Genomic DNA, 19472 nt, shown 5'->3' with positions numbered 1-19472 from the left:
TGGTGGCCGTGCCTGAGTTCAGGTGATCTGAAAATCCGACTTTTTCAACAGAATCGGTCGATAGCGGCCGCTTTCGAGCAGAAGGAGTCAGTCGAACGTGCCCAGTAAATCAGAGGCAATGAAGGGTAGGACAAGGAGTTTAAACCGATGATCATTAGTATAATGAATATCCAAGTGACATGTCATTTAAAACCGAGCCGAACTCCAAGTTTTTCTTTAAATACTCGACCGAATGGTAATCCATAAATTGAACAGAAATCATTATAAGTCGAAGGAGAGCAAAGTCACTGAAGTTTATTAGCGTCACATAATGAGCAGTACGATCACTTTTCTCAAAGCCATTACCATCACTTAGTTTGTCAGTGATTAGCTTGACTATATTATAGAAAATACGAGTAACACCAAAGATTTTATCGGTGGCGTCCACGCGCTCCAGAAATTCACGTATGCGATCATCACCAAACTGATCCAGATCAAATTCTTTTCTAATTCTTATGATCTCATCCTCTATTGCTATAACCGCATCCGCACCAAATTTTTCAATGTCTTCGCCATTCAAAGAGATTTCCAAGCGCAAGGAATCAAACAATGATCGCTGAGATTCGATCATGTGAAACAGCTGCGCTTCGAAGGACCGAAGCCTTTCAGTTTTTCTAGTGTTTCGAATCTCATCTCTAAGATCACTATTGGCATCATTTTGCAGTGCAAGTGACTTTATCAATAAAACGATCGACACGAAACTGAGCAATGGGTTTAGGACGCCGCCGACGTAATCTCCCAACTGCCCCCAAGCTTCAGGACTGTCCGAAACCACATACCCTAGGCGGAAATAGAAATTCCCTAGATAAAGCAGACTAACCAGCGCAATCAATCCGGCAGCAATGCTTATGTATCTATTACTCATCGTGAAAGCCCAACACAATGTACTTCACGATTTTCTCATCTTGAAGTTTCACTGGGGCCGCGATTATCTCCAAATACTTCCAATGCTCAATATCAATGCCATTATTATAGTCCAGATTTTCTGAGAACTTTTTCTTGGTCGCCAGCCTTACGTCTCGATACATTGTAGAAAAACCAAATGCGACTGTTTCCTCACCGTCTTTCACTTGAAGTCGGCCGTTTCCCGTATTGGTATTAAGTCTTCGAATACTTGCCAGCAGGGTGACCCTTTCATCAGTTTTTTTTGCATCCAACACTAGAGATGTTTCTTTGTCAAACTGGACAAGTACTTCTCTATTGATGGCGCTATTCCGGCGATTCAACAGTACTTTGTAACCGAATTTCTTAGGAACCTCGTGAATGTTGCGAAGTGGTGATTCTCGTAATTGCTCTATCAGTTTTTCAGTATTTTCGCCAAGCGCCTCAAGAGTTTTTTGAGCTTTTTCTGATAGCGAATCCACGTCTACATCTATATGCAACGCTTCTTTAGTAAAGTATGACATAAGTTCTGAAAAAGTAGCGGAACCAATTTTTCGGTATTGCTTTTTAAGTTCTTCACTCATTAAGTCTAAACTGAATATGTGACCGTACGATCCCGGAAAGGTTTTTTTAAGTGTTGTTCTCACATCGCTTTTGTAGCTGATACGTTGCGGTACCTTTTGAGTCAACAACGTCTCACCAATAATTCGGGTCGCGTCTGAAATCCCTTGGAGGGTATCCAGTCCAGCCTTCATATCTACTTCGTATTCAGGTGTTTCAATAACCACATCAAAATTTATTGCCATTGCTCCCTGCACTCCAATCGTACTTATTGTATCTCTCTTGGTCTGTCAATGCTGCGGGAGAAAACTCCCCAACCTCGACTCGACCCTCCTAGACGCCTAAAATAGCACAGTGCCACCCTTTAGACTGTCTATCAATCTGGCTTGGAGGAGATGTGCATCTACCGCTCAGCGGCGCTTGTGTCGTGGTCTGATGAAAGCGGACGTCTGCTTCCTACCCCTTCTCCTCCAAAAGCTCATCATCCGGCTGCATCTGGCGGTTTGGCAGATTCAGTTTGGCCATCTCGGCAAGGCAGAAGGCGATGTAAGCTAGCTCCTGAGTCAGCTCATCTGCACGCCTGCGCAAGAGTCTCAGGCGCGCCTCAGCGTCCTTTTGCACCCCTTCTGGGGCCTGGGCAAGCTTTGCAAGCTTCCCTACCCACTGATCGACCTTATCGTTCACTTCAACCAGCAATGCCTTACATGCAATGTCCTTCTTGAGGGGGAAAAGCTGGCATTCAAGTAAGCGAATCGCGTCGTAGATCCTGACCACTTCCTTGCTAGTTTTTGAATGTACGAAGTTCAAACTTCCCTCATCAAATGCGTGGTGTTCCTGGTTCTGGCCGGCCCAGTTCACCAGATCATTTTTGATCAGATTGAAGTGGACAGGATCATAAGCGAGCACCGGCTCGATCAGTGAGAAGGTTCTCTCTAAACTGACCTGCAGATATACGTTCTTCTTCAGCTGAGACTTGCCGAACTGAGCAGTGATAGACACGGCATTCTCCAGGCAGTACTCGATCACAATTGACTCAAACCAAATCCGGCAATAGATCAATGCCTGCCTCACGTCATAAACGCGCAATGCATCGTGCACCTTGCCTTGAAACCCACCGGAGTGGTCGAGCGCCACGATGCCTTTGTTCGTATAACTTAAAACGCAACTTGTATGCTGATCGGCTTGAGGGTGCCGATCAGCGATGATGCAGAAGCGCTCCCAGAACAGACGGTCATGTGTTGTCACGACCATCTGAGTACGCCGAAGGTAACGGTCAGAGAAAAATAGATCGATGATGTTCGACCGGTGATCGCTATCGATCGCGTTCACGACGTCATCGAAGACAATCAGTGGGAGCTTATTCTTCTCTGCCATTGCCAGCAGAAGCGAAAGGCCGAGCACACGAAGGTGCCCTTCGCTCAACACCGAGAAAGCGTCCTGCACTGTGCCGTTCGCACCATTGATCTTGATTCGATAGCTGTCGTTGATCTTCTCGAAGCGGATAGCATCAATACGCTCATGCTCATCGTCATGATCGTTGATGGCTTTGTAGTACTCAGCCGCTTTCGTCTCGATCCCAGTAATACGTGCTTTCTCAAGGTACAGTTTGTACCCCAGCAGATCTTGATAGAGGTTGCCGTACTCATCCTGCAATTGACGAATGAGGGTATTGAACCGAGCCGTATCGGCGTCATCACGTTTTAAACTATTTCGTCGAACAATGAGGCCCGCGATTTTTTTGCCTGCAGTCTCAATCAGTTTTCTACAGGTATTTTTGGCACCAAACAGGTCTTTGATTGCATCTTGCTTCTGCTGGAGTAACTCGACCGAACTACTTAGGCGGGAGATTTCCTCCGAAGCTTGTGCGAACACTTCGTCCTTCTGTTTACAAGCCTGTAGGTAGGTCTCGATCTCGGCTGCCTCATCTCTAACAAGCGAGTCAAAGTGACTTAGCACGGATGCCGCACACGCTCCTCGGTCGGCGGATGTCTGGAGGTTGGCCAATTCGCTTTTGAGGTCGTCTAGATGAAGACGACAAGGGATATCCAGCCGGGTGTTCTTTTCGACTCCCACAAGCCCAGCGGCCACCGCTCTAACGAATTGAAGAATCTTCTCGTCATTGCGCTGGTCAGCAGCTCTTAAACGCTCCAGCCGGCTTAAGGCCTGGAGCTCTCGTTTTGCCTTTTCAAATGGGTTCTCCACGACGAGTTGCAACGGAGTAGAGCATGCTGGACAGGTGTCATTTTCTTCCACTTGGCCCAGGTCTTTAATGGCCAAGTAAACGGCTTCGTAGTTAACATCCTTGGCACTTTTTAAAAAAAAAGTCTCGATCATCGACTTTCGGGCAAGGAGGTAGCGAGCGGCACGTGCTGCTCGCTCGATTCGAACGAAAGAATCAACGACCGGAGCTTCTGCAAGTTTCAGTTGCTCCGCCTTGCGGATCTTCAGCTCGATCTCGTTCTTCAGCCGCAAAAATCTAATTCGAACAGCAGATTGCTGATCCGACTGCAGACCGAGCGCCTCGCATACTTGGTCATTGATCTCAGTCATGCTTTTGAAGTGACCCTGGCGCTCGGCAAGGAGGTCTTTTCGCGCTAATTCAACCTGGGTCAACGCTTCGGCCTGGTCTGGCTTAAAGTACTGGTTGAGATTGAAGCTCTCCGGTTTCACGAACCGCCCGATAACCTCTTGAAACTCTTCAAGGCCGAAGAGACTGGCCACTACATCGCTTTCAGCGCTCCCAGTATCCTTAGAGCCGAGCAATGAGAACTCTTGAAGACGGTTGCGATCAATGAAGCACGCTGACCAAGCTAGACTCTTGGTCACGGCTTTTCTGTCCCGGCCCACCAACGACAGCGTCGGCTTCACACTGCTCCTCGCAATGTATGCCTTCACCTTCGTTTTCCGGCGATCTGCTTCTTTGATATGCCCGGTCGTGCCGTACTCAATCGCCTCGCAAAGCGAAGACTTCCCCCCACCATTAGGTGCGTAGAAGATGTTCTTCATTTTGCTAAAACGCAGAAAGCATCCCCTGTCATCCGCAGACAACTCGCCGAAGCCCCTGAAGTTTTTAACCTGCAAATCCAGCAATGGGCTGAGGCCTGAAGGCGTCACCCAGTCCAGTTCCGGCCTAGACTCCAGCCCCCTTTTAAAGAGCGCACCGATACGTTGAAAATTAGTATTCAGTAGTTGGTCAGCGCTCGACGCGAGATAGGACTTGATGTGGTCTGAATAGCGTCCGCGATCCTGGCTCGCTTTGGCCATGCACCAGAGAAGGGCCAGATAGCCATCCGATTTGCCACTCAAGTGGCTTCTGGCAAAGCTCAATAGATACTGACTCATTCGCATGCCCTCCCTGAAGTATCTTCAGCCTAACCGGAGCGGGGGCATTTCGCCATCAGGCAGGCACCTACAATAACTCAGCTCAGCAGTTCTACCGGCCGCTTTTGGCCGGTAGCGGGCCTTCTAAGCGAAAGCCCCTAGTTCGATGACACACACCGTAATCATCACAAACAGATCCTCCCAAGGCGTTCATTGGTGTAACACCCATTTGCCATGTAACACGCATATCGGCAAACATGCCACAGCTGTGTAACGCCACGATAATCCTTTAAAATCAAATGCTTGGAGTCCTGTGTAACACGTGTAACACTCGTAACACGGTTTTATTAGGGTATCCCCCTAGCCCCATTAGTATTGTTCCTCCAGCGCAAGCGATGTGGGTCATGCTCTTAGCTTTGGTTCGATAGTGGGGACCCTGTAGCACTCTTGAAGGTACGGGGCAGGAAACCCGCCGGACCTTGTTAGCGGGAGAACTCCCCGCTTAGTGAACAGGTGAACCCGGTGAACTGCATGTTCACCTGTGCATCTGCACTACGAAACAATCGATCCAAGGCCACCATTACCGGAACGGTAAAGATGTCCTTTTTCCTTCAAGATCCTTTCAATTTCAACGTTGAAATTTCAGTAAGCTGCAGCATCTCCCGCTACCACAGTCCCGCGGGTTTCCGACCCCGTATCTCATAGGAAGTTACAGGGTCCCCAAGGGGTATTTAATACCTGAAGTAACAAAACCTTTCCTATGGCTTAGCAGACGCAGTCCTCTTCAGATATTCAAAAAACTCTTTCATCCCAGCACCCTTGTTGCTATTCAGATAAGGCATCCACATCGTTCGGACAACGTCACGCTTAATAACATTATTATGATCAAAAATATTATTACGTGGCTGATCAAGTATTGATGAGTCACTATTAAATCCGTTAACTCCTGCTCGACCAAAAAGCGGATCAAGCTCGATCCATTTTTTATCTGGCATCCACTTCACCCACTGATCGTTTGGAGCAATCTCGTTTCTAACCCTCCCAACTTTATTTCCTGCACAAGCAGCCCAATCATAATTCTCATTCAGAATACTACCTGTCAAAATTATAGTATTAAATGTCACAGGAGGAACCTCCTCAAAACCTGACATGTAGGCTCCAACAAGATACGTTCCAAACGAATGCGCGATAACAGAAATCTTTTCACCGTTCTGACAATAGGTCTGCTGGATGTCATAAATCCACTCCCTAAAGTCGTCTACTGCTGCTTTACGCTTACCTTTATTCAGCAGTATGTCTGGCGTCTCAAACCCATAGAAGTACGGAGCTACGATCCACCCTTGATTACTCGCTGCAGGCAACACATGGGTATTCCACCCTCCGTTGGACATAATACCGTGAACCGTAACCAATACTCCTGCCGGTTCATTGAGCTCTATAAGCTCCCTATTTATATATGCACGCTTAATAACCTCATAGGTATCATCATCTGTAAATTGACGTATTTCCCAGGCGGCCTGACTAGAATTTAACAAAACTTGAATGATCCCAAGATTTTGATTAAATCTTCCATTTTGGAGCAAGTGAATAAAGGCGTTTAGAATTTTCGGATCATCCTCCGAACAAAACATCACATCCAAGCGCCGCCCAGATATTAGAAGTCGTTCGTTCTTTGTAGGAATATGCTCTCTGCTCTTAAGAACTATCAACGCATCTAAATCGTGCGGGTCTTTCTTCTCGGTTATGAAAGATCCACCAATAAACACATAATTCGCATTCCTAGATGCTGCGAAATCGAAAATATCGACAGCAGCTTTCCTGAAATTTTGTCGGATTTCATTCTCCGAACAGAATTTTTCGATAAACTCGGAGCCCGAACAAGTATGGATGCCTTCAGGAAGAAAACCTTGTTCGTTGAAGGCGGGGATGGAGGTTGTCATAGTCATTATTCGCAAGAAAAAAATGAGGATAGCTGGACGGTTGGCGGAGAGCCATCACGCTAAAGACTGAAGCAAACTTTACCGTGTATCCCTGCTTGTATCCCAGAATGTATAATCAGGCTGCAAGACTTGAAATATATGGCACGCACGAGTCTCCCTCGGACACCATCTTAAAAAAAGACCTTGAAATTCAAGGTCTTTTTTTTCGCCTGTAGAAAAGTGCACTCCCCCTCTCCGCCCCCGTAAACACCGAAAAAACCGCCTCGCACAACGCCGCGAACGATCTCAACGATGACGCGGTCAATCAATAACATGAACGCCCCCCCCCCTCTACGGCTATGATCGTGCACCCAGCCTCAAGGAAGAACGCGTGCATCTCCCACCTCAACACAAACTCGCTCCCCTTTTGCCGGCCGATAACTGATCATGGCCCCCACCCTCGACTGCTGGAAGGTCCTCAACCTCCCCGTGCACGCTGACGAGCGTACTCTCAAACGCCAATACGCCAAGCTACTCAAGGTCACGCGCCCGGACGATGATCCCATTGCTTTCCAACGCCTGCGCGAAGCCTACGAGCAGGCGCTGCATAGCGTGCGCAACGTAGCAGACACACCTGATCAGGCAGAGTATGTGGCGCCTAGCCTGGCGCGTTCCGCCCTGGAGCAAGCCCATGCGCTGCTGTCCGAATTCGATGACTCGCGTGCAGCTGAATATTGGGCCAAAGCCTTGGCCCATGGGTGCGCCGCCGAGTTCGAACAGTTGCTGTTCCAGCGTTGTGTCAATGCGCCGGATGAGCACTTGGCGCTGCTGACCTGGGGCGCGGAAGAGCGTCAATGGCTGACGCCTTGGCAACAGATCAACAGCGGCGGGTTCGCGCATCAGCGATTGGTCCTGGCCCTTACCACTGCGCTGTACGCCGACCTTGAGCAGTTGATGAAACCCGGCGAGCAAGCCTTCTTTTTCACGCACCTGGAGCGGGCCTGCCGGCAGGGCTGGTTGCTGGATTTTACCCATCGCCAGGCTTTGCAGGTGCATGTGCTCAACCTGTTCACAGTGCATCAGCACTGGTCAGCGCAGTTGTTTCGCCAGGTGTGCCGACTGTTCGGCTGGGATGCTGAAGGGGCGTGTGTGCCCATCGAGCCGGCGCAGTGGCAGGCATTGAACCGGCGTTGCGAGCAGCACGCCTGGCTGGATGAGTTGGGTGAACTGGCGCGACAGCGTGCGCAGGCGCCCAGTCCCGCGGCCAATGCAGCGGCGTTGTTCCTGATGTGTACGAAGCCCGCGCAGCAGGCAACGCTGACCGCCACGTTCGGCGAGGCAGACTGGCAGGCGTGCGAGCAGTTGTCGGCAGAATTTTCCACACGTTTCGCCGATCTGCTGGGGTTGTTCCCCAATCATGATCCGTGGTTCTGGCAGGCCATGATCGGGTATCGTCCGGTGCGCCATGGGGTAACACGGGCAGCCAGCGTACTCACCGTCTGCCTCGCGCTCAGGCAACTTGCCAGCGTGACCGACTGGGGTCCTTGGCTGTTGATGTTGCCGTTGTATGCATTGGGTGGTTACCTGATGGCGCAAGTCGGCAAATGGCTGCTGGACTACTGGGCCGTCCTGTCGGAAAGCCTGCATGACCTCGATCAACGCGTCAGCCGCTGGTGCGTCCGCCACCGGCTCCTCTCAGACCGTCGCCACTTGGTGATCCGTAACAGCGGTCCGCTGCTGGCACTGGCCTTGGTGATCTGGAATTGGCTGGGGTTGCTCGGGCTGGTCACGTATGTGGGTACTGGATTGATCGGCTTGTTGCGACCCGCGCGTGCCGTCGCTCGCGAACACGCGTATCGCTGGCAACGGCCATGGCGGGCGATCCAGCGGATTGCCGGCCTCAGTTGGCTGCAATGGATGTTCTGCATCGGGATGATCGGTGTCATCGCCTATGTGCAGCTTTATCGACCTGGCACCTGGCTGACGCAGGCACTGTGAACATGCACTACAGCGAGAAAAACCCACCCGCCAGCGCAGCGCAAATCGACACGACCGCTGGGCACCTGGCCTTGCCTACCGACGCTTGGATCCGCACGTTCTGGGCATTCAGTGACGGCGCAATGCTGGCGGACCTGGTGAAAATCCATGCAACCCACGAGATACTCGAACGTCAGCAAACGTATGAAATCGCCGAGTACTTTCCCGACCATGTACTGGTGGGCGACGACTCCGGAGGGCGCCTGATTTTACTGGAGCGCACCACGAGCCCGCGCTTTTATCTGCTGGACGCCGGATGCCCCTCCATCGACGATGCCGAGGTGTACTCGTCGCTGGAAGAATTGGTAGCAGCGGTCGTCGCGGGCGACTGAACCAATCAAGACAAAGGAGATGCCCATGACATTGCCACAGTTTACTTACCACCACGACCCGGTCGGCAGCGGCTCGGTGCAACCGTCTAGCACCGTCTGCGTCTGTTGCAATCAGACGCGGGGCTACATATACGTGGGTCCGGTGTATGCCATCGAAGAGTACGAAGCCTGCATATGCCCGTGGTGCATTGCCGATGGCAGTGCCCACGAGCGCCTCGGTGCGACATTTGTCGACGAGGACAGTATCGGCCTGGACGGCGACGCCGGGCTAAGCGACGCGCAGGTCGCCGAAGTCAGCCAGCGTACGCCGGGTTTCAGCGGCTGGCAGCAGGAAGCGTGGTTCACCCACTGTAACGACGCAGGCCAATTCATCGGCAAGGCTGGTCGTGCAGAATTGCTGGCGCTGGGCGCCGAAGCGATCGCTGCGGTTCAGGACGCCACCGGATTGGAAGACGGTCCGCAGTGGCAGGCGTTCTTCGAGGCGCTGGAAAAAGACCACGGTCCTACTGCGTACCTCTTCAGATGTCGCCATTGCGCCACGTTGGGCGCCTATCAGGACTGCCACTGACACACCGACATCCTTCAGCCCAGCTCGCCGGTGACGGAAGGCGCTTGTGAGGGGGGAGCCGATGAGCCGTGCGCCCATCGGGGTGGGCGTGGCACGGCGGTTGGAGCATGGCTAATTAATATCGTTCCTTGTGCATGCGGGTTAATGGGCACGGGTTCACAAAATTCGCGGCGCTCCGTCTTTTTTTTCACGCACAGAACAGTGATCATCGCCCTCCCCCAAAAAGCAGAGGCACCGAAACCATGGAATTGACGCTGGAAGCGGTTGCGCTCTTTGCACTGAAACTGGTGCACGAGACGGACGGCGGCAGCCCGGTTTTGCGGGATGACCTGGTGATGGATGGGTATGAACGCGAAGTGTTTGGGCTGCTGGTGCGCCAGGGGAACCTGGCGGCTATTCAATCCAAGATAGCGGACTGTGTTGATCAGGCACTTGAGGCATTGGGCGGCGCCAATACGGTGATGGGTCGCGAACTGCAACGGTTGGCGGCTGATGTGCAAAGCGTGGGTCAGCTTGATGAACTGCCGGCACCGCTAAACGCCCTCAAGGATTACCTTAAGGACATCCAGTAAGGCAACCTAGCGCCGCCCTTCAACCGCCATCCGCACCGCCAGCCCCATCAGCACCGAGCCCATCAGCCAGCGCTGCACTACTTGCCAACCCGGCCGGGTGACGAAAAACACCGCGATGGAGCCCGCCATCGTGGCAATCACCGCGTTGACGCTCACGCTGATGAAGATCTGCGTAAAGCCCAGCACCAGGGATTGCGCCAGCACACTGCCATGGCCGTTCGGATCGATGAACTGCGGCAGCAGCGAGAGATACATCACCGCCACCTTGGGGTTCAGCAGGTTGGTCACCAGGCCCATGGTGAACAGCTTGCGCGGGCTGTCCTGGGGCAGGCTCTGCACTTGGAACGGCGAACGACCACCCGGTTTGATCGCCTGCCACGCCAGGTAAACCAGATAAAGCGCACCGCCGAAGCGCAGGGCGTCGTAGGCAAAGGGCACTGCCATCACCAAGGCCGTTATCCCCAATGCTGCGCACAACATGTACACCACAAACCCCAGCGCCACGCCGCCCAGCGAGATAAAACCCGCCGTTCGTCCCTGGCAGATCGACCGAGAAATCAGATAAATCATGTTCGGGCCGGGCGTCAGCACCATGCCGAGTGAAATCAGCGCATAGGCCAGCCAGCTGGACAGTTCAGGCATTCTTCGGCTCCTGGGGTATTGTTCTGTCGACGTGAAACATTTGGCCAACGTTGCAGGGTTGGACGCCATGGTAGGGCGTTCAAAATGCGCGCGTTAGATACAGATCCGCGAGCAAAACGTCATACACCCACGGCACTACTTATCTAAGGACCGGCCCATGATCGACTTCAACAACAAAGGTTTCTTCAAGCTCAAGCAAAACAACGAATACGCCGAACGCGTCTCGGCCCTGCTGCTCGACGGTGAAGAAGTGATCGACGCCTACAAGGCCATGCGCGACGGCGTGGTGTTCACCACCAAGCGCATCATCGCGGTCAACGTGCAGGGGATTACCGGCAGCAAGAAGGACTTCACGTCGCTGCCGTATAAAAACATCGTCGCGTATTCGGTGGAGACATCCGGGACGTTTGACCTGGATTCGGAGTTGGAGATTTACTTTTCGTCGCTGGGAAAAGTGAGGTTTGAGTTCACGGGGAAGACGTCGATTGTGGAAATCTCGCGGTTGATTTCCAAGCATCTGCTGGGCTGATTGGTGGCAAAAAAAGACCTTGGCGTCCCAAGGTTCTTCATTGCTTACGCCAAGGAAGGCAGCTACGCAGTGGTGGGCCTGCTGGCGCGCTATGACATCGACAAGCACCTGAGTGCATCGGTCACTGGATAACATGTTCGACCGCCAGTATTACAGCGGGTATGGGCGGTACAACACCTACTTCAGCGGTGCCCCACGCCATCTGATGGTGGGGCTCAAGTATCAGTGCTGAGGGCCGCTGGTAAGCCGCTGAACTTTCCCACGCAACTCATCGAACAAAGCGCATATCAGGCGCTGATTCGCCTCCGTAGGCTCACTTCCTCGCACAAGGAAGTGAGCCGCTCATGTCAGAACGCTTTTATCCCCCCACCGAAGCAGAGCAACTCAAACAGCGCATCCTGATTCCGCAGCCATTGCGTGTGCCGTATTCGCTGACGGTTGATTTTTTCGAGCCATCCCCTGCCCCGGTACCCACGCTAGCCAAACCTTGCGGCTGCGTTTTCATCAAGCCCTGCCAACTGCCTGACGGCGTCACCCACTACTTTAATCCAGCTGGGTATGTCCCGTTGGAGTTGGTCAAGGAGTATGGCCATTTAAGCCTGCTGGGTGGGCGTGAGGTGGACAGCCGCGGCGCAGTTGCCTTGCGCAAGATCAGCGGCAGCACATTGCCCGTTGGCCTCGGGCAGTTGGCGTTGCGTTCGGCGGTTTTGGAGTCGGCGGCCACTGCCGTCGGGTCCGTCGCCGGAGGCTTGTTGACGGGGTTGGTGGCGCTGGCCTGGCCGTCGAAGCTGGGTGATAGCGCGCTCTACAGCGAGGAGCAGTTGCGTTCGATGCAGCGGGCGCGGTCGCAGATGCGGTTGCATATTGAGCAACGCGAGGACGGTACGCTCAAGGGGTATGGGTTTTACACGGGTAACCATGCCGATTGGCAGATGATTGATGTAGTGCAGTTTCAAACCCGTGGCGATCAGTTTGTGGCGGACTTGGACGAGGGCGTGGAGCTGATCTGGACGCCCGCCGTTGATCCAAGTGACACGCTGGGTATTCCAGCCTTGGAGGCTGCGCCGCAAGCGCCGGTAATCTGGATTTATCCGCCGACGCAGAAGGCCGCACAGATTCTGGTGAACCCGATTTATCCGCCGGAGTATCGGGATTTTATCCTGGTGTTCCCGGTGGAGTCGGGGGTTCGGCCGCTGTATGTGGTGGTAAACCAGCCAAGGAAAGGGCTCAGAAACCCACACCATGATTACTTCTCTCCACCCGAAACGGAGGACATAACAGGCTTTCCCGGTCTGATTCCCCAAAAGCCTTTAACACCGAGAAAAGGCGGAGCCGGCTTACGTGAACGTTGGAAAGACGCAAAAGGAAGAAAAATATTTGAGTGGGATTCTAAAAAAGGCGAGCTGGAAGTCTATCGAAATAGCGATTTAACACACCTCGGCGCATTTGATCCTTACACCGCCGAGCGTCGCGGACCGGCGGACCCGAAACGTCGTATTTACAGATAAAAAGGAACTCGGAAAATGCTAATGAAAATCAGACTGCGATGGTACGAAAAACACAGCAATGACTTGAAGGCGGATGAGTATTCAGCGGATATCGCAGATCCAGACAGTGTTTTTGAAGCATTAGGTTTAGGCGAAGAAACCGCGATCTACGCCGACGTATTCAACGTTCAACCTAACTGGGTAACGATTATTCAGCCGTACTTCCAGCACATGATCGAACCCGATCGCTTCGACTACCAAATTTCCTTCCGGTACCAAGGCGCCTGGCCACCGCCCCCAAAGCAACGCCAAAAGGCGTCCTAATGCGATGAAACCCACACTGCAAAAGCTCCTCCTCTACCGCTCAGTCAACACCCGAACCCACGGCGTGCGCCACGGCACTTGTCGCGCCTACCGGTACGAGCGGCACACTAAAAGCGAAAAAGACAAACGATCAAACCGCGGTTCGATGCACAGCCATCAACGACACGGTTTTGATTACACTCCGCTGTTCCGGTTTCTCCTATCCAAAGTGGGCCACCCGTGGGATGAGGTTTTCAGTGAAGCCAAAGCCCGCTTGGATCGCCCAGAGCCCATCTTCTGGATCGTTGCGATGCATGAAAGCGACAAGGAGGAGTCCGTGAGAACGGATGAAAACAGCTACTACAGCGGCTTGTGGGTCGACGAAGCGGGCCTGCTGCAAAAGGTCAATCCAATGCTGACGCCCGAGCAGATGGGGCCCTTCTCCGACTACGACACCCACACCTTCAACGGTGTGGTATTCGCACAGTCTTCAGCACGCAAACGGTGGGCAAAACCCACCGTTTAATCAACTCCGCTTAGCCCTCTTTCGCCTCACTCCCCTCCCCTCCAATCAACACCCGATTCGCCGGATCCGTAATATCAAACACCTGCTGGGCACACGCCGCACTATTGAGCCTGAACTGGAACTCAACCAGATACACCTTGGCCTTTTCCGGGCTGAACGTGCTCATCACCGGGCCACAGCTGTAGTAAGCGCCGTTGCCCTGGCTTCTCGCTGAACTGGAGACGGTGAGTTTCTTGCCTGGATCCGCTTGGAGTTCCAGCTGCGGAAAACGCTTGAACCCGGCGCTGGCGACGGTCTGGTTGAGCTTGGCGATCCAGTTGAAGACTTTGCCTTCGCCGGTGTCCATGACGGTGCCGAGGGTTTCCAGGCGCTGGTCGGGGTCGCCTTCGCGGCGCACGGCGAATTCGACAGGGTTGGTGCCACCGCTGGCCTTCATGATGACCTTGGCATGATCCGCATCCACGGCCACGGTCTTCTGGCGCAGTTGGATACCGTCCTTGAGCAGGCTGGGCGATGAGTCGCGTTGGTTGGATTGGCAGGCGCCCAAGGCCAGGGCGAGGGAGAGCAGCGCGATTCGCTTCACGGGAGGATGTCCTTATCAAGGTGAGAGTGAGTGATGACTGGACCCGAGTTTAAACGGATTGTTCCGCACTGAAACGGCGAGCTGTCACACTTCGCGAAGGCGGCGATGCAAATGCGCAGGTCTGGCAGGCATACCGAGGTGATCCTTTCGCAGCCTCGCTAAAGCTCGACAACTCCCACAGGGGATTGGCGGTGTCACCCTTATTTCAATCCCCTGTGTGATCACGATATCCGACGCGATGAAGCTCACCTGTGGGAGTTGTCGAGCCTCAGCGAGGCTGCGAAAGCGGTGCATCAGCGCACGCTGAACAGCAGCCGCGCACATAACCCGCCTTGCTCCAGGTTACGCAACGCCAGGCGACAGCCGATCTTGCCGACGATCATCTCGACAATCGCCAGTCCGAGCCCCGCGCCGTTGGCATTGCCGCGGCTGTAAAAGCGTTCGAACAGGCGCGCCAACTCCGCCTCGTCGATCCCTGGCCCCTCATCCTCCACGCTCAGGCAATCGGCGCCAATCACCACTTTTACTTCGCTGCCCGCAGGGGAAAAGTTCAGCGCGTTGGTCACCAGGTTTTGCAGGGCGATGGCCAGTGCCACCGGCTCGGTTTCGACCCAGCACTCTTCATTGCCTTCGAGCACCAGTTCCACGCCACGCTCCATGGCCAGCGGGGTCAGTTCGGCGAGTTCTTCGCGCACCAGTTCGGTGAGTTGCACGGGGATGCGCTTGGGGTTGTTCAGTTGCGGTTCGATGCGCGCCATGGTCAGCAGCTGGCTGCCAATACGGGTGGCGCGGTCGACGCCATTGACCAGGAAATCCAGGGCCTCGCGCTGTTGCTCCGGGGTCGCGGCGCTTTGCGCGTTCTGGGCGTGGATACGCAGGATCGCCAAGGGTGTACGCAGTTCATGGGCGGCATCGGCGATAAAGCGGCGCTCGCGCTCCAGCAGGTCGTCCACTTGGACCAGCAGTCGGTTGAGTGCGGTTTGCATGGGCTCAAGGTCAGTCGGCAGAGGCTTGAGGTGCAGCGGTTGCAAGGTGTCGGTATTGCGTCCGCGAATCGACAAGACCATCGCGCGCAGCGGTTTGAGGCCCCAGCCGATCACCAGCCAGATCAACAACGTCAGCAGCGGCACGCCGATCAAGGTGGGCCACAGCGTGTGGCGCACGATGCGCTGGATCAGGTCCTGGCGAATGTCGTCGCGCTCGCCCACCCAGATCAGCAAGCCCTGTTGCGGATCGGCGAGCAGGAAAGCGCACCAGTCGTTGCCGTTGTCGAGGATGTCGTGGGAACCGAATGTGGTCGGCGGCGCTGCAAGGATCGGCGCTTCGGCGGAGCGCACCAGCAACTGGCCGTCAGTGCGCCATACCTGGAAGGTCAACCGGGTTTCATAAGGATGGGCGACGCCCTCCACGCCGACGCGGCTCATGGCCTGGTCAAACGCCTCGTACAACCGGTCCCAGTCCGCTTCGCCGGGATCGCGCTGGCGCAAGACACCTTGCAGCAGGCGCGCACTCTGGGCGAGCTGGGCGTCGTAGACCTCTTCGATTTCGTGGTGGCTGTCGCGCAATACCAGCCAACTGATCAGGGCGTCACCCGCCAATATCAGCAGCAAGACGGGAATGAGGATGCGCGCGCGAACCGAGCTCATGGTTTGAGCACCAGCACATACCCGACACCGCGCACAGTGCGGATCAGTTCGGTGGAGAGTTTTTTACGCAGGTTGTGAATCAGCACTTCCAGGGTGTTGCTCTCGACGCGGTCCTGCCAGCCATACAGCGCGCGGGACAGCCGCTCGCGCGTCACCACCTTGCCGGGGCGCACCATCAGTTGGTGCAGCAGTTGGTATTCCATCGGTGTGACGATGATGTCTTCGTCCAGGTAGCGCACTTGCTGGGTGGCCGGGTCGAGGTGGATGCCAGCATGCTCCAGCATCGGTTGCGCACGCCCCTGGCTGCGGCGCAACAGGGCACGCACGCGGGCCTTGAGTTCTTCTACGTCGAAGGGTTTGACCAGGTAGTCGTCGGCGCCGGCGTCCAGCCCGGCGATGCGTTCGGCGGTGCCGTCGCGGGCGGTGAGTATCAGCACCGGCACGTCATGCTGCTCGGCGCGCAGTTGCTGCAACAGGTCGAGGCCATCGAGGCGCGGCAGGCCGAGGTCGAGCAGCAGCAAATCGAAGTTCTCCGTGCGCAGCGCATGCAGGGCCGCGACGCCATCCTGCAGCCAATCGAGGGTATAGCCCTCGGCGCCCAACGCCACCCGAATACCCTGGCCGAGGGCACGATCATCTTCGACAAGGAGCAGGCGCATAGCAGAATCTCTTTAGGAATCGGCGGCATCATGCCGGGTTATGACACGGGGCATTTCGGCAAAGATGTTACGGCTCGTTGCCAACTAAGGTTGCGCTAAGGTTGGTTTTGCACTGTGAAACCTCCCACTCCTGCTGAGAGCTTTTCCATGCGCAAAATTCTCCTGCTGTCCCTGATTATCGCCAGCCCCCTGGCCATCGCCGGCCCGCAATGCACCACCGCCGAGCGCTCGCAATGGCAAGACGAGAAAGCCTTCCAGGACAAGCTCAAGGCCGAAGGCTACACAATCAGCAAGTTCAAGGTCACCGACGGTAACTGCTACGAGATCTACGGTTTCGACAAAGACAAGCGCAAAGTCGAGATCTACCACGACCCGGTCACCGGCAAAGCCGTGAAGACTGAGATCAAAGGCTGATGCCAGGCGAATCCCTGCGCCTGTGGGACCCGTTGGTGAGGCTGTTTCATGTGTCGATCGCCGGGGTCTTTGTCGCCAATTACTTCTTCAATGAAGCGGGCGATGACTGGCATGTCTGGCTGGGCTACTACGCCATGGCCTGGCTGCTGGTACGGCTGGTGTGGGGATTTGTCGGACCGCGCAGTGCTCGTTGGGCGGACTTTTGGCCTACGCCGAAACGACTGGGTGCCCACGCACGCTCGCTGCTCAACCGCCGCCCGCTGCACCGGCTGGGTCATTCGCCCATTGGTGCGCTGGTGATGCTGTTGATGTTGCTGGCCTTGCTGACCCTCGGCGTCAGCGGCTTCCTGATGCAGGAAGTCGATGCGTTATGGGACGCCGATTGGCCCCAGCAAATCCACGAGACTGCCGCCAATGTGCTTCTTGGCCTGGTCTGCGTGCATGTGCTGGCCGCGCTGTTTGAAAGTATCCAGGTGCGGGACAACCTGCCGTTATCGATGCTCACCGGTCGCAGGAAGCGCCTGCCGGATGAGCGTGCGCAGTAATCCTTTTGCCGACAGGTTCCCTATGCGCTCCGCCTTATTGATTTGCAGCCTGCTGGCCGTATTCTTCGCGGCCTGGCAAAGCCATCCGCCCCATGTGCTGGCACCGTTTGCCGAGGCCAGCCCGAACCCCGCGAAAGTGGCGGCGCCGGCGCAATACACCAGCCGCTTCGTGTCCACCCAACTCACTGACTTCGTGCATTCCTCGTCCGTCACCGCCCTGCCCGGCGGCGATTTGATGGCGGTGTGGTTTGCCGGCTCCCGCGAAGGCGCGGCCGATGTGCAGGTGCGCACCGCGCGCTTTGATGCGCGCAGCGGCGAGTGGGGGGCCGAGCAGGTGCTGGCCACGCGGGAAAGCACTCGCGACGGCACCCAGCGCTATATCCGCAAGCTGGGCAACCCGGTCATCGCCCTCGGGCCGGATCAACGCCTGTGGATGTTTTACGTATCGGTGTCAGTCGGTGGCTGGGCCGCCAGTGCGATCAATCTGATGGTCTCGGAGGACTTCGGCGCCAGTTGGTCGGCGCCAAGGCAGTTGGTGACCTCACCGTTCTTCAATATCAGCACCCTGGTGCGCGCCGCCCCGGTGTTCCATGCCGACGGCTCGATCGGTCTGCCGGTGTACCACGAGTTCATGGGCAAGTTTGCCGAGTACCTGTACTTGAGTGCCGATGGCGCAGTGATCGACAAATTTCGCATCAGTCGCGGCAAACACTCGCTGCAACCGACCATCGTGCCGCTGGACGGCAAGCGCGCCGTGGCGATGTTGCGCTACGCCGGCGACACCCATCACCGGGTCCTGGCCAGCCGCACCGAAGACGCCGGCCAGACCTGGAGCGAGCCGTACCCGCTGGAGCCGGCCAATCCCAACTCGTCGCTGGCTGCGGTGGGCACGGTGGACGATGGGTTGCTGGTGGCCCTGAACGACCTGGAGGATGGCCGTTTCAAACTCAGCCTCTACGGCACCGACGCCCAGCTCAGCCACTGGCGCACCGTGGTGCAACTGGATGAGTCGCCGGACCCGCTCGGCCAACCGTTCTCCCCCGAAGCCTATAAGGCGATCATCGGCGAAGGCTTCCGCGCCTCCAGCGGCGCCCGGCGCCTGCCGCTGGAGCAGCGCTTTCTCAGCAATCTCGACTACCGCGTGTGCAAACCCCAAGGCTGCGATTTCGAATACGAATACCCGTACTTCAGCCGCAGCCCGGACGGCATGTACCACCTGGTGTACTCGTGGAATAACACCTTTATCAAACATGTCAGCTTCAACGAAGCCTGGCTGGCGGAGCGTCTCTGATGGTTTCGATGTGGCAGGCGCATTTGAGTTTTGTGCTGCTGGGCTTTGTGTTGCTGTGCGCGCTGCGCTTCACCGCACCCTGGCGTCCGTGGCTGCTGCCGGTGCTGGTGGCGGTGAGTTTTATCCCTATCAACGAGCTGCCATTGGCGGCGTACGTGCGCAGTTTTACCGATGACCTGGCGATCAGCACCCTGGTGTTGTTGGCGTGGGTGGGCTTGAGTCGCGTGGGCGTGGTACAGCCGCTCAACCGGCAGCACCACGTGCAAATGTTGCTGCTGTTTGGCTTGCTGAGCCTGGTGCTGTACCCGGCCACGCTGGGCCTGACGTATTTCGATCCCTACCGCTGGGGCTTCAATCCACGGCCGATGATTGTGCTGGTGGGCGCGGCCGCGCTGTTGATGCTGTGGCTGCGCAATGCGCTGGCGGTGTGGATGCTGGCGGTGGGCACCCTGGCGTTCGCGCTGCGGCTCAAGGCTTCGGAAAACTACTGGGATTATCTGGTGGATCCGCTCTTGGCGGTCTACTGCGTCGTGGCTGGATTAATGCAACTCAACCTGTGGGAGCAGGCTTGCTCGCGAATGCGCAGTGTCAGGCAGCATCTCTGGCACTGAACCAC

The 19472-nt window shown here is 55.5% G+C and carries 21 protein-coding genes; 13 read left to right on the top strand and 8 right to left on the bottom strand.

The genetic code is table 11. The features are described 5' to 3' along the window. Positions 1–154: 154 nt before the first annotated feature. The 4 genes from NTD80_RS05405 to NTD80_RS05390 all read right to left on the bottom strand — a co-directional run bounded on the left by NTD80_RS05405 (position 155) and on the right by NTD80_RS05390 (position 6743). Positions 155–904: a hypothetical protein gene (locus NTD80_RS05405; RefSeq protein WP_262132511.1), complete on the bottom strand. Its 750-nt coding sequence runs from the start codon at positions 902–904 to the stop codon at positions 155–157. Further along, complete coding sequence (locus tag NTD80_RS05400; RefSeq protein WP_262132510.1) at positions 897–1727, bottom strand: hypothetical protein; 831 nt, start codon at positions 1725–1727, stop codon at positions 897–899. Before NTD80_RS05400 ends, NTD80_RS05405 begins: the two co-directional genes overlap by 8 nt. Positions 1728–1938: 211 nt before the next feature. Beyond that, positions 1939–4824: an AAA family ATPase gene (locus tag NTD80_RS05395; RefSeq protein ID WP_262132508.1), complete on the bottom strand. Its 2886-nt coding sequence runs from the start codon at positions 4822–4824 to the stop codon at positions 1939–1941. Positions 4825–5561: 737 nt separating this feature from the next. Beyond that, positions 5562–6743 (bottom strand): DUF6932 family protein, encoded by a 1182-nt coding sequence (locus NTD80_RS05390; protein WP_262132506.1) that lies wholly within the window; start codon positions 6741–6743, stop codon positions 5562–5564. Between the two features lie 426 nt (positions 6744–7169). On the opposite strand from NTD80_RS05390, the gene NTD80_RS05385 reads away from it, so the two are divergent. The 4 genes from NTD80_RS05385 (at position 7170) to NTD80_RS05370 (ending at position 10231) form a co-directional block, all read left to right on the top strand. Continuing rightward, positions 7170–8720: a J domain-containing protein gene (locus NTD80_RS05385; protein WP_262132504.1), complete on the top strand. Its 1551-nt coding sequence runs from the start codon at positions 7170–7172 to the stop codon at positions 8718–8720. Continuing rightward, on the top strand, positions 8717–9091 hold the full coding sequence (locus NTD80_RS05380; protein ID WP_213552646.1) for a hypothetical protein: 375 nt from the start codon (positions 8717–8719) through the stop codon (positions 9089–9091). Before NTD80_RS05385 ends, NTD80_RS05380 begins: the two co-directional genes overlap by 4 nt. A 25-nt stretch (positions 9092–9116) precedes the next feature. Further along, positions 9117–9659 (top strand): CbrC family protein, encoded by a 543-nt coding sequence (locus NTD80_RS05375; protein WP_262132503.1) that lies wholly within the window; start codon positions 9117–9119, stop codon positions 9657–9659. Between the two features lie 242 nt (positions 9660–9901). Next, positions 9902–10231, top strand: a complete 330-nt coding sequence (locus NTD80_RS05370; RefSeq protein ID WP_106802679.1) for a hypothetical protein — start codon at positions 9902–9904, stop codon at positions 10229–10231. A 6-nt stretch (positions 10232–10237) separates the two neighbouring features. Here the strand turns inward: NTD80_RS05370 and NTD80_RS05365 are convergent, their stop codons facing one another. Beyond that, on the bottom strand, positions 10238–10873 hold the full coding sequence (locus tag NTD80_RS05365) for a LysE family translocator (RefSeq protein ID WP_106802678.1): 636 nt from the start codon (positions 10871–10873) through the stop codon (positions 10238–10240). A gap of 157 nt (positions 10874–11030) precedes the next feature. Here NTD80_RS05365 and NTD80_RS05360 point away from each other — a divergent pair, with 157 nt between their 5' ends. The 5 genes from NTD80_RS05360 (at position 11031) to NTD80_RS05340 (ending at position 13718) form a co-directional block, all read left to right on the top strand. After that, a complete protein-coding gene (locus tag NTD80_RS05360) occupies positions 11031–11402 on the top strand; it encodes a PH domain-containing protein (RefSeq protein ID WP_065908583.1) in 372 nt (123 codons plus the stop codon). A gap of 3 nt (positions 11403–11405) precedes the next feature. Continuing rightward, on the top strand, positions 11406–11534 hold the full coding sequence (locus NTD80_RS05355; RefSeq protein ID WP_262132500.1) for a hypothetical protein: 129 nt from the start codon (positions 11406–11408) through the stop codon (positions 11532–11534). Between the two features lie 212 nt (positions 11535–11746). Further along, the gene (locus tag NTD80_RS05350; protein ID WP_262132499.1) at positions 11747–12910 is read left to right on the top strand and encodes an S-type pyocin domain-containing protein; all 1164 of its coding nucleotides are present in this window, start codon (positions 11747–11749) and stop codon (positions 12908–12910) included. Between the two features lie 15 nt (positions 12911–12925). Further along, entirely contained in the window at positions 12926–13213 is a 288-nt protein-coding gene (locus NTD80_RS05345; RefSeq protein ID WP_106802676.1) for a colicin E3-like toxin immunity protein, read from the top strand. A 4-nt stretch (positions 13214–13217) separates the two neighbouring features. Continuing rightward, a complete protein-coding gene (locus NTD80_RS05340) occupies positions 13218–13718 on the top strand; it encodes a hypothetical protein (RefSeq protein ID WP_262132497.1) in 501 nt (166 codons plus the stop codon). Between the two features lie 10 nt (positions 13719–13728). Here the strand turns inward: NTD80_RS05340 and NTD80_RS05335 are convergent, their stop codons facing one another. The 3 genes from NTD80_RS05335 to NTD80_RS05325 form a co-directional block, all read right to left on the bottom strand. After that, a complete protein-coding gene (locus tag NTD80_RS05335; protein ID WP_201145839.1) occupies positions 13729–14301 on the bottom strand; it encodes a hypothetical protein in 573 nt (190 codons plus the stop codon). Between the two features lie 293 nt (positions 14302–14594). Next, a complete protein-coding gene (locus NTD80_RS05330; RefSeq protein ID WP_262132495.1) occupies positions 14595–15947 on the bottom strand; it encodes a sensor histidine kinase in 1353 nt (450 codons plus the stop codon). Beyond that, a complete protein-coding gene (locus NTD80_RS05325; protein ID WP_120449838.1) occupies positions 15944–16606 on the bottom strand; it encodes a response regulator in 663 nt (220 codons plus the stop codon). The genes NTD80_RS05330 and NTD80_RS05325 overlap by 4 nt, the downstream gene beginning before the upstream one ends. Before the next feature lie 147 nt (positions 16607–16753). On the opposite strand from NTD80_RS05325, the gene NTD80_RS05320 reads away from it, so the two are divergent. The 4 genes from NTD80_RS05320 to NTD80_RS05305 are packed head-to-tail and all read left to right on the top strand — an operon-like array spanning position 16754 to position 19467. After that, positions 16754–17020 (top strand): PepSY domain-containing protein, encoded by a 267-nt coding sequence (locus tag NTD80_RS05320; protein ID WP_065908564.1) that lies wholly within the window; start codon positions 16754–16756, stop codon positions 17018–17020. After that, a complete protein-coding gene (locus NTD80_RS05315; RefSeq protein ID WP_262132491.1) occupies positions 17020–17565 on the top strand; it encodes a cytochrome b/b6 domain-containing protein in 546 nt (181 codons plus the stop codon). Before NTD80_RS05320 ends, NTD80_RS05315 begins: the two co-directional genes overlap by 1 nt. Before the next feature lie 22 nt (positions 17566–17587). After that, the gene (locus NTD80_RS05310; RefSeq protein ID WP_262132489.1) at positions 17588–18856 is read left to right on the top strand and encodes a sialidase family protein; all 1269 of its coding nucleotides are present in this window, start codon (positions 17588–17590) and stop codon (positions 18854–18856) included. After that, a complete protein-coding gene (locus NTD80_RS05305; protein WP_262132487.1) occupies positions 18856–19467 on the top strand; it encodes a hypothetical protein in 612 nt (203 codons plus the stop codon). Before NTD80_RS05310 ends, NTD80_RS05305 begins: the two co-directional genes overlap by 1 nt. Positions 19468–19472 lie beyond the last annotated feature (5 nt).

This window comes from Pseudomonas sp. 13B_2.1_Bac1 (assembly GCF_025466155.1).
GTDB lineage: Bacteria > Pseudomonadota > Gammaproteobacteria > Pseudomonadales > Pseudomonadaceae > Aquipseudomonas > Aquipseudomonas aylmerensis.
This window is presented reverse-complemented; position numbering and strand designations above follow the sequence as displayed.